This is a genomic window from Desulfuromonas sp. CSMB_57 (assembly GCF_020194955.2).
Taxonomy (GTDB): domain Bacteria; phylum Desulfobacterota; class Desulfuromonadia; order Desulfuromonadales; family Syntrophotaleaceae; genus JAFCIY02.
The window spans coordinates 25137-35993 of sequence record NZ_JAFCIY020000058.1 but is presented as its reverse complement, the minus strand read 5'-3'; the positions used below and the strand labels follow the sequence as shown (position 1 = coordinate 35993).

At 58.6% G+C, this 10857-nt stretch carries 9 protein-coding genes; 7 read left to right on the top strand and 2 right to left on the bottom strand.

Annotated elements, in window-relative coordinates; genetic code table 11:
• Positions 1–62: 62 nt before the first annotated feature.
• Both JQN68_RS13730 and JQN68_RS13725 read right to left on the bottom strand, forming a co-directional pair.
• Positions 63–1202 carry an HD-GYP domain-containing protein gene (locus JQN68_RS13730; protein ID WP_225073238.1) on the bottom strand — a complete coding sequence of 380 codons (1140 nt, stop codon included), beginning with the start codon at positions 1200–1202 and terminating at the stop codon, positions 63–65.
• Between the two features lie 20 nt (positions 1203–1222).
• Positions 1223–3346 (bottom strand): HEAT repeat domain-containing protein, encoded by a 2124-nt coding sequence (locus tag JQN68_RS13725; protein ID WP_225073237.1) that lies wholly within the window; start codon positions 3344–3346, stop codon positions 1223–1225.
• A gap of 381 nt (positions 3347–3727) precedes the next feature.
• Between JQN68_RS13725 and JQN68_RS13720 the strand changes: the two genes are divergently transcribed.
• The 7 genes from JQN68_RS13720 (at position 3728) to JQN68_RS13690 (ending at position 10845) form a co-directional block, all read left to right on the top strand.
• Positions 3728–4132 carry a CoA-binding protein gene (locus JQN68_RS13720; RefSeq protein WP_225073236.1) on the top strand — a complete coding sequence of 135 codons (405 nt, stop codon included), beginning with the start codon at positions 3728–3730 and terminating at the stop codon, positions 4130–4132.
• A gap of 222 nt (positions 4133–4354) precedes the next feature.
• A complete protein-coding gene (locus tag JQN68_RS13715; RefSeq protein ID WP_225073235.1) occupies positions 4355–4543 on the top strand; it encodes a hypothetical protein in 189 nt (62 codons plus the stop codon).
• Positions 4544–4681: 138 nt separating this feature from the next.
• The gene (locus JQN68_RS13710; protein WP_225073234.1) at positions 4682–5602 is read left to right on the top strand and encodes a TylF/MycF/NovP-related O-methyltransferase; all 921 of its coding nucleotides are present in this window, start codon (positions 4682–4684) and stop codon (positions 5600–5602) included.
• Positions 5603–5636: 34 nt separating this feature from the next.
• The gene (locus JQN68_RS13705; protein WP_225073233.1) at positions 5637–6143 is read left to right on the top strand and encodes a NifB/NifX family molybdenum-iron cluster-binding protein; all 507 of its coding nucleotides are present in this window, start codon (positions 5637–5639) and stop codon (positions 6141–6143) included.
• 303 nt (positions 6144–6446) lie between these two features.
• Positions 6447–6674 carry a hypothetical protein gene (locus JQN68_RS13700; RefSeq protein ID WP_225073232.1) on the top strand — a complete coding sequence of 76 codons (228 nt, stop codon included), beginning with the start codon at positions 6447–6449 and terminating at the stop codon, positions 6672–6674.
• Positions 6675–6857: 183 nt separating this feature from the next.
• Entirely contained in the window at positions 6858–7880 is a 1023-nt protein-coding gene (locus JQN68_RS13695) for a molybdopterin-binding protein (RefSeq protein WP_225073231.1), read from the top strand.
• A 133-nt stretch (positions 7881–8013) separates the two neighbouring features.
• On the top strand, positions 8014–10845 hold the full coding sequence (locus JQN68_RS13690) for a molybdopterin-dependent aldehyde oxidoreductase (RefSeq protein WP_349632326.1): 2832 nt from the start codon (positions 8014–8016) through the stop codon (positions 10843–10845).
• The last annotated feature ends 12 nt before the right edge of the window (positions 10846–10857 follow it).

Below are 10857 nucleotides of genomic sequence, written 5' to 3'. Positions count from 1 at the left end.
AGGATTGGCTCTGATAATGGTGCGGGCACAGAGGGGGGATGATCTTCACGCTGCCGAAGGATTTAAAAACAGTGCAAACCGGACTTTTGGGCACTATGGTCAAGAAGGGAAAGAAAATTGCCCGCCAATTGTGGGTGGATTTCACTGCCGGCTGCCTCGCGCAAAATTTCGGCGCAGGTTTCCGCCGTTTTGGCCGCCTTGTAAGGTCGCGTAGTCCGCAAAGCATCATATATGTCGGAGATGGTGGTCATCTGGCTGCAAAGATGCTGGTTCCAGTGCGCGGACACCGCTGGATAACCTTTGAGATCGTAGCGCAGATGATGTTCAAAAGCAGTGATAACAGCCAACTGGGGCATGCCGGGAGTATCGAGCAACAACTCGGCTCCTTGAGCCGGATGCTGATGCATGATGCCCCACTCCCGCTCGTCCAACTTGCCCGGCTTTGCCAGAATTTCCAACGGGATGTGGAGTTTGCCCAAATCATGCACCAGGGCGGCCAGGCCGATATCGTGCAGCAATTGTCCTTCGATACCAAGGTTCATGGCCTGAGCCAGGTTAAGGAGACAGACATTGAGTCCATGGGTAAAGGTATATTCATCCATGGTACGGATGGGCAACAGGACCAGAAGGGAAAGGACTTCGCGGCTGAAGGCCTCGATGAAGCTGCTGACGATTTCATTCAGGCCGGCCACATGCATGGTTTTCTTCCGACCAAAATCCTCGAACATCTCCGCCAGACGGTTCTGACCCTTTTTTTTCACCTCCCCCAGACCAGCGGCGTCATAGATCGATGATTCATCGAGCGTCGCCTGGCTTGGCAAGGCCTCAGACTCAGCCAGGGTCTCGAAGCGGAGATGAGGACACTCGGGCAAGCCCTGTCGGGACTTGCCCGGCTGCGTCCAAAACTCCACCAGTTTCTCCAGTTCCTCCGGTTCCAAACCGGGTGCAAGGATCAGTCGATTAATGCGGTGGCGCTCCATGAGCTGGGCCAGTTTTTGTGCATGCAGACCCGGCGGCAACGGAATATTGTCAAACAGAAGTACCCCTTCCACCATCAGCAAGGAAAGCTTCCCTTGCTCCCGTAACAGGTTTTCAAAACAGCCTTGCGAAGCCTCGCAAAGGCGCTTGATTTGCTGGTGCTCGACGCTATACAGGTTAGCGTTGGCCACGGCGGTAATCAGGTGACGGATAGCCGTCTGCATTTCTGTAAGGTTTTCCGGCCTCATGTTGCTGTCCCGATTTTAAGTTGGATGGCCCGCTGCCGCAGTCCCCGGAGATCGGGCCGCAGACTGCAAACAAGCCGATGCCGAATGCCGGCCACCGTCTCCGGCGGGAAGGATTTGAGGGTGTCCAGAATCTGGTACTGCAGGCGCCTGTGCCGAAACGGGTGGAGCAGGTTCACGCCAAAGAGTACCTGCTTCAACCCGGACAAGGCCTCCGGATTGCCCAGATCCCCGAGCGTTGCGATGACCTTCAACCGCACGGAACAGCGCGCTTCGGTCAAGCCCCCTTCGCGAAGCAAAGCCAGAAGCCGCGCCAGAACCCGGGGGTCTCGGGAATTCCGAGCCAGGAGTATGCTCCACAATGACGGCGCGGCCCCGGTCGCCCCCAACTCACGCAACAGAACGGTTTCGGCGCGCGGATCTTGAAAATGTAAGCCGGTTTTCAAGGCTTCCTGGCGAACCCGCTCGTTTGCATGGTGCAGCAGCGGCTCCAAAACATCCACGATCCCGGGATCCCCCAGATCGCGCAACAGAGTGACCAGATTGCGAACCAGATGCCAACGGGGATCCTGAAGACGGCTGATGATTTCATCGCGTGCGCTGCTCCCCATATCCCGCAGCAGGGCCAAGTATTTATAACGGACGGATCGATCCTGCTCCTCGGCAAGACTGTCCAAGAGCAAGGGAATAAAGGGAGCCCCGACCTGCCCGATGAGAATGAATATATCCTGACGTTGCGCCACGGACGATGCCGCCAATTTGGACATGATCCCGCGCACAAAATTGGGGCCGGAAAAGATGGCGTTCAGAAAGTTGTTGCCGCTCGCCCCGGCATTGGAGACAGGCGCAGCAAAGTCTCGATGGATATCGACCAAAACATCAAAATGGCCCATGTCGATGAGCTTGTGAACCAGGCTTTGCAACGGCTCCATGAGCCTGGAGGCCCGTTCAGAATCGGTGGGATAGCGCAGCAGATGGCACAGAATCCGGCAAAGTCGCCCCTCGAGGCATTGAGCCTGGAGACCTGCCATCATCTCCTGAATCGCCTCCGGGGGCAGGGACCTGGCCGGTTGACTGCGCTCCGGGAGTTCTCGAAGGACCGCTTGATAGTCCGGCGGGACATAGGCATCGGCCCCATGTTCGGTCAGCAGTTCCTCCAGTTTCCCCGTTGCCGCGGCATCGGATGGAGACAACGGATTTTCCTGCCCTAACGGTTCCGTCCCTGAACCATGGGAGGCGAGTTGCTGCAACACCTGCAGAATAAAGGGCGGAATGGCCTGCCGGGCATCCAACGTTTTGACAGCGTCAGCCAGAACCTCGCTGGAAAAGTGGCCAAGGATCGGACCGGCATGCGGCTGGTGGGCCTGAAGGGCCGAAAGGGCGCTGGCTAAAAGCTGGCGCCGGATTGTTGGCTGCAATTGACCGATCAGGGTTGCGAACTGATGAAGACCCTCGCCATAGGTTCCTTGGCAGGGAGCACCGGCAACCAGCTCCCTTATGAATTCCGCAACCGCCTGCTCGTATCCGCCAGCCTCCCCGGGGGTCATCCCCTGGGTCTGAATATTGAGCACAGTCACCAGTTCTTCCATGGTGATGGGTGCCGGGGAAATATCGGGCCGGGCCGCAGTCTTGGTCGAGAGCCTGAAAAGAGCGCCCGCCAAACGGTCCCAGGGTTGTTCCGAACCTTGGCTGGAAGGGCCGGGTTCTTCAGGGCTGGACACTTCCTGCGTTTTAAACAGCGAGTGATCGAGCAGCATAACCGTCAAATGCCGCAGCCCGGCTTTGGCCATTACCGCCGAAACTCCGCCCTGGCTGAGCAGTTCTTCGGGTTTGCAGGCCAGCAATCGGTAGAAAAGGCAAAGCTCCTCTGCGGTCAGGCCTTGCTGCAGGCAGTGGCCGATGATGCCGTGGGCGAACAATGCTCGCGCGTAGTCCTGAAAAACAGGGTTTTTTGAATCCAGGGGAGTGGCGTCGAATAAGAGTCGGTCCCGGGCAACGCCGATGGTCACCTTCGGCCCGTGGGAGTGGAGGTGTTGCAGGGTACTGATCGCTCTATCGGCCGAAGAACGCACCACCGGATGGCCTTGCGGATATGCGCTCACCTGCCTGCGAACGATATTCATCTGATAAACAAGCTCGTTGGCCAATCTTACATTTAAAGAAGATTTGCCAAGCTCTGGAGATGTTTTATCTGACAAATTCTGCTCCGGGAGAAAGGGTAAAATTTATCTGTCGAGACTCCTTTTCCTGGATATTAAACAGCCCGTGTCAATATAACCAAAATTGCCACAGCATGCCATAATGAAACGCAAAGTTCCCAGGCTCCAGCATTCCTGCCCGTTTAATCCGGGGAACACCCCCGCCTCGTGAGGCCTTGGCCACCATCGCAGGATGTGATAGGCTCGCTTCCGACATTGAAAACCGCCCTGTATCCATCCGGAGTATCCAGATGGATGCTTGCCCCAAAAAAATTTCTTCCTCGAACCTGTCCTTCAGGAGGAACCATGTCCATCGAAGAGCGCATCGCCCAGTTTCTGTCGGCTCCGGCCTTCGCCGTTGCCGGCGCCTCCAGCAATCGTGACAAATACGGCAACAAGGTGCTGCGCTGTTACCTGCAGAACGGCAAAACCGCCATTCCCGTCAATCCCAGGGAACAAGCCATTGAGGGCATCCCCTGCGTCGCCGGCGTCGCCGACCTGCCGCCGGAGGTCACCAGCTTGTCCATCATCACGCCGCCGGCGGTGACTGAAAAGATCGTCAGCCAGGCCATCGCCCACGGCATCCGCCACATCTGGATGCAGCCCGGCGCAGAAAGCGCCGCTGCGGTGGCGGCCTGCCGGGCCGCCGGAATCAATGTCATCGCCGACGGCAGCTGCCTGCTGGTGGTGCTCGGCTATCACGAAAGATAGCACTGCGCCGGCTTCAAGACGTTATCAAGAGCAGTGGTTCCTGAGTTTTTACTTGCCACCCGTCGTAGCACATGCTATACAGCGAGTTCGTAAAACACTGTCTTAAATGTCGATGGTGCTCAAGGAACGCCATTCGCTTGGCTTGCCCGGCCTGGGAACGCCCCGGACTTCCTTCCGCCCGCCAAGAAAAATGGTCGTCCACCGGACAGGATTTTTAGATTTATGCCGGATAACGAAAAACGCAAACAGGTCGTTACGGACATCAGAGTACCCAATTCCGTCTGGAAACGAAAAGTGTGCGACACGCTGCGCGAACTGGGCATCATTCCGGACAAATTCAGCGGAAAACTGGTTATTGCCTTCAAGGAAGGCGGCATCAGCTTCATAGAAAAATCCGAAACATTCAAATAACACTGAAACCACCGCGCCCATTTCGTCCTCTGTATTCCTGCAGACCCAACGAAACCCGCCCTGGCCGTGTTGATATCGCCATCAACCGCTGGCGCGGTTCCATGCCCTGCGTCAGCCCAAAAAACGCAGGATTCAGCCATGAAACCCGTTATCATCTATGGCGCCGGCTGTCAGGGCACCGCCCTGCTGCGACGTCTCAATCTGCTCGCCAGTCCCCCGCAGGTTCACTGCTTCATTGACGGCAATCCCGCTCGCCAGGGACAGACCATTGCGGGCCATCCCATCCATGGCCCGGACTATCTCAAAACAGTGCCGTCCGATGAATATCTCATCCTGGTGGCCGTCGGACGCCATTATGTCCACATCCGAGATCGCCTTCGCGCTCTGGGCCGCAAGGAACACCTCCACTTCCAGCAAGCCGATCCGCAGCCCGCCGACTTTACCGCCCTGCAGCCGGAATTTGCCGATTTACTTGAAGATCTGCGGGGCCTGACCCTGTTGAGCGACGATCGCCTGGCTATTTTATTCCAGTTGGCGCATATGGCCCGGCATATTCCCGGAGCGATTGCCGAAGTCGGCGTGTACCGCGGCGGCACCGCCCTGCTCATGGCCCGGGCGTTGGCCGGGGCCGGAAAACCGTTGCACCTGTTCGATACCTTCAGCGGCATTCCCGAAGCCGACACCGATCTGGACCATCATTGTCCAGGTGATTTCAACGATACCAGCCTCGAAAAGGTTCGCCGACTGCTCGACCCCTTTCCAGACACCCATATCCATCCCGGGCGTTTTCCGGAAACGGTTCCGGACACCTTGCGGGACCAGTGCTTTGCCCTGGTGCATGTAGATGTGGATGTCTACGGATCGGCGCTGGATTGCTGTGCCTTTTTTGCGTCCCGCCTGAGTCCCGGCGGCATGCTGCTATGGGATGATTACGGTTTCGAGTCCTGCCCCGGCATCCGCCGTGCGGTGGATGAATTTTTCACCGGCAAGGAGCAGCGCCCCCTGTATCTTCCCACGGGTCAGGCGCTGTTCTGGCACCCGGGAGCCATAGCTGTCTGAACTATCAACCCCCAATCCACAAGGAGTCAAAGCCATGAAAGTCTGCTTCCCCATTACCCGGGACGAAGGCTTGAACAGCAAGTTGTTCAATCACTTCAATTCCGCGCCCCTGTTTCTGATTGTCGACAGCGAAACCAGGGAGACGATGGTCGTCGCCAACTGCGACCCGCGCAACGAACAGCAAGGTTGCAACCCATACGCCGCCCTGCACCTGCAGCAATTGGACGCCATCATCGTCGATGCCATCGGCGATGCCGCCCTGCAGACCATGAACAATCTGTGCGGCTTCCGGGTCTATGAAACCCGGGGCGGTACCCTTGAGGAAACCCTTGAGCAATTGGCGGCCAACAGTCTCATCGAACTGGCACCCTGCTACAGCCACGAGGCCGGCCGCTGTGGTGATGACGGGGACGAGGGTTCCTGTGATCATGATCATGACCACGATCACGAGGAAGAGGAAGCGGATTGCAGTTCTTGCGCATTACAGGGCACCGAAGGATGCGGCAGCCAGGGCAAGACCTCCTGCGATACGGTCCACTAGGCCAGGAAAAATCCTTCAAAAGTTATTTTTGGTAATCCATAGTTGTAAACAGTAAATTATATCTATGCCTGTTATTTTTCTCTTGTATTTTGGATTTTCGCTTTGCTATAAGTAAGCCTCCCAAACACGGTTTGCTTTTTCAAGGGTGAAGCCTTTTTTCGGGCATGAATAAATAATGCGCCCATTTCGTCCTCTGCCTCCGGCAGACTTCACGAAACCCGTATCAATTGCTTTCCCAAGGGTCATTGGTAGGGTTTTCTTTTCTTGGGACGTCTCCGTCCCTCAGGGGAGGTAGCGAATCGTATGTCGGTTCCCGAAATCCTGCTCCTGGAGACACAACTCCAGAGAAAAGCCTTCCAGAAAAGGAAAGTCCAATCGGACATTGGGGCGTCCATCTCGGACTGCAAACAGGCCATTGCCGATATCATGCGCGCTCTGAAACTGGTTAATCGCAGCTTTTCCGGCAAGCTGGTCATTGCCTTCAAAGAAGGTGGCGTCAGCTACATTGAAAGGGTTGAACAACTCAAATAACGGAATGACTCCGCAAGCATGACACCAAGGCGAGCCATGCCTTATCGGACCTGCGGAACATTCTGAAACCACAACATCGCGCTCATTTCGTCCTCTGCCCCCGGGCAGACTTAACGAAACCCGCACCGAAGCCAGTCTGCAAACTGGCCCAAGTGCGGGTTTTTCATTTTGAGGAATTTCAACATGGTGGAAGTCATCCCCGTACAGGAAGCCGTCGGCCGCTTTCTCTCTCACGACATCACCCGTATCGTCCCCGGCGAATTCAAGGGCCGAGCCTTCAAAAAGGGGCACTGCATCACGGCCGATGATATTCCCAAGCTCATGCAGTTGGGGAAGGATCGTATTTATGTACTGAACCTGCCCGACGGTCTGATTCACGAAGATGAAGCGGCGGATCGCATTGCCGGACACATCTGCGGCCCCCATGTGCGCTTCGGCGAACCGAACCAGGGCAAGGTGGAACTGACGGCCGAACAGGACGGTCTGCTGAAAATCGATGCCCAACTGCTGGCGGATCTCAACGATCTGCCGGATATCACCATCGCCACACTGCATTCAAACCAGCCTGTGAAAGCCGGCAAGGTGGTGGCCGGAACCCGCATCATCCCCCTGTTTACCGACACGGAAAACCTGAATCGTTTGGCCGAGCGCTGCCAGGACCATCCCCCCCTGGTCAGCGTACGCCCTTTCAAATCCCTTCAGATCGGCCTGGTGACCACCGGTAACGAAATTTTCCACGGCCGCATCGAAGATCGGTTCGGGCCGGTCATCAGGGAAAAATTCCGGGCCCTGGGCAGCACCGTCATGCGCCAGGTGGTGGTTCCGGATCAGTTGACGGCCATCGTCGCCGCCATCAACGAGTTGCGCAACGAAGGCGCCCAGATGGTGGTTCTGACCGGCGGCATGTCGGTGGATCCCGACGATCTGACGCCGGCCGCCATCCGTGCCAGTGGCGCCAAGGTGGTTGTATACGGCTCCCCGACCTATCCCGGCGCCATGTTCATGCTGGCCGATCTGGAGGGCATCCCCCTCATCGGCCTGCCGGGGTGCGCCATGTATCACAAGGCCACCATCTTCGAACTGGTGGTGCCGCGTCTGCTGGCCGGCGAAACCGTTACCAGGCAGGACATCGTCGCCCTGGGCCACGGCGGCCTCTGTGCCGGTTGTGAACGATGCCACTACCCCGATTGCGGCTTCGGAAAATGATTTTATCTTGCAGGCAGGGGCCGATTGAAGGCCTCGTTCCCGGCCTGCCCGGTTAATACATGGAGGAAACCGGCCGAATGGTCGGCCGGCAGCCTTCCCCCACAACCCTAAAAGGAGGAACAGAAACATGGGACTGGTTAAAAAAATGCTCAAGGTCAACGGCGTTGAGCGCCATGTCATCGTTGACCAAGACGCCCTGCTGTCCGATGTCATCCGCAAACAGTTTCAGCTGACCGGCACCAAGGTCGGCTGCGGCACCGGCACCTGCGGCGCCTGCAACGTGATTGTGAACGGCAAGCTGGTGCGTTCCTGCGTCACCCGCATGAAGCGCATCGACAACTGGTCGGAAATCACCACCGTCGAGGGTATCGGCACGCCGCAGAATCTGCACCCCATCCAGAAGGCCATCATCAAGCACGGCGCCCTGCAGTGCGGTTTCTGCACCCCGGGCTTCGTCGTCTCCATCAAGGCCCTGCTGGACACGAACCTCAACCCGACTCGCCAGGACGTGCGCGACTGGTTCACCAAGTACAAGAACGCCTGCCGCTGTGTCGGCTACATGTCTCTGGTCGATGCCGCCATGGATGCCGCCAAGGTCCTGCGCGGCGACATGGACGAAGCCCTGCTCGATTACAAAGCGCCTACCGACGGCTCCCTCTACGGCACCCGCTATCCCCGCCCCACTTCGGTGGCCAAGGTCTGCGGCCTGTGGGATTTCGGCGCCGACAAGCGTGAGCAGCTGCCGGAAGGCACCCTGTTCTGCTCCCTGGTCTACGCCGACGTGGCCCATGCCAACATCAACGGCGTCGACACCTCCGCGGCCGAAAAGATGCCCGGCGTGGTGAAAATCGTCACCGCCAAGGACATCAAGGGCAAGAACCGCATCACCGGCCTGATCACCTTCCCGACCAACAAGGGCGATGGCTGGGAGCGCCCCATCCTGTGCGACAAGAAGGTCTTCCAGTACGGCGACGCCATCGCCATCGTCTGCGCCCGGACCCAGGCCCAGGCCGACGCGGCCGCCAAGGCGGTCAAACTCGACCTGGAAGTGCTGCCGCACTACATGAACGCCATGGCCGCCATTGCCGAGGACGCCATTGAAATCCATCCCGGCACCCCCAACCTCTACTTCACCCAGGGCCTGAAGAAGGGTGAGGAAACCGCGCCGATCATGGAAAAAGCCGCCCACGTGGTCGAGGGCGAATACTATCTCGGCCGCCAGCCGCAGATGCCCCTCGAGTCGGACATCGGCTTCGCCTACATCAATGAAGAAGGCAAGGTCTGCGTCCACTCCAAGTCCATCGCCCTGCAGCTGCATATCGCCATGATCGCCCCGGGCCTCGGGGTGGATCCGGAAAACCTGGTCATCGTACAGAATCCCTGCGGTTCCTCCTTCGGCTACAAATTCTGCCCCAGCAACGAAGCCCTGGTCGCCGCCGCCACCATGGCCACCGGTGTCCCCTGCTATCTCGAGTACAGCTGGGCTCAGCTGCAGTTCTACACCGGCAAGCGTTCGCCCTTCTGGTTCAAGGCCAAGCTGGCCGCCGATGCAAACGGCAAGTTCCTGGCCACCGAGACCGAATGGTATGTCGATCACGGCCCCTACTCCGAGTTCGGCGACCTGCTGACCTCGCGCGGCATGCAGTACGCCTTCTCCGGCTATGACATCCCCAACATGCGCGGTCAGGGCCATACCGTCGCCACCAACCACTGCTGGGGCGCTCCCTTCCGCGCCTACGGTTCGCCGCAGTCCTTCTTCGCCTCCGAGTCGCTCATCGACGAGTTGGCCAAGAAGATGGGCAAGGACCCCTTCGAGCTGCGCGAACTGAACTGCTATCGCGAAGGCGCCACCACCCCGACCCAGCAAACTCCGGAAGTGTTCGTCTTCCCGAAACAGTTTGAAGCCCTGCGGCCCAAGTACGAGCGCGCCAGGCAACTGGCCGAACTGAACTCCACGGAAACCAAGAAACGCGGCGTCGGCGTCTCCCTCGGCATCTACGGTTGCGGCCTCGACGGACCCGACACTTCCGAAGCCTGGGCCGAACTGCTGCCCAACGGTGAAGTGATGATCGGCAACAGCTGGCAGGACCACGGCCAGGGTTCCGACATCGGTACCCTCACCTTCGCCCACGAAAGCCTCAAGCCCCTGGGCCTGCGGCCGGAGCAGATCAACCTGTGCCTCAACGACTCCGCCCTGACCCCCAACTCCGGTCCTTCCGGCGGCAGCCGCCACAATGTGGTTACCGGCAACGCCATCCGCGTGGCCTGCGAAATGCTGCTTGAAGCCATGAAGAAGGCCGACGGCACCTATCGCACCTACGATGAAATGAAGGCCGAAGGCATCGAAACCAAGCATCTCGGCAGGTGGACCACTCCCTGCACCGAGTGCGATGTCGAAACCGGCAAGGGCGAACCGTTCTGCATTTACATGTACGGTCTGTTCCTGGCCGAGGTCGAAGTGGACATCACCACCGGAAAGACCACCGTGTTGAAGATGACCCACGTCGCCGACGTCGGCACCATCACCAACCAGCTGGCCGTCGACGGTCAGATCTACGGCGGCCTGGCCCAGGGCATCGGTCTGGCCCTGACCGAGGACTTCGAGCACATCAAGAAGCACTCCAACATGATCGGCGCGGGCTTCCCGTTCTGCAACGACATCCCCGACGATCTGGAAATCATCTACGTCTGCGAACCTCGCAAGCACGGTGCCTTTGGTGCCGGCGGCGTCGGCGAGTTGCCGCTGACCGCTCCGCATTGCGCGGTCATCAACGCCATCGACGACGCCTGCGGCGTTCGTATCCGGCATCTCCCGGCCTATCCGGAAAAGGTCCTGGCGGCCCTCGGCTCCAAGAAGAAGGCCTTCGACGTGGCGGATGCCATCGCTCTTGGCTACACCTCCGACGCGGTGGATTCCGAGCTGCCCAAGCCGGCGGACGTCATCAAGGCCCTGGCCGGTAAATAGGCAGAGCCAAGC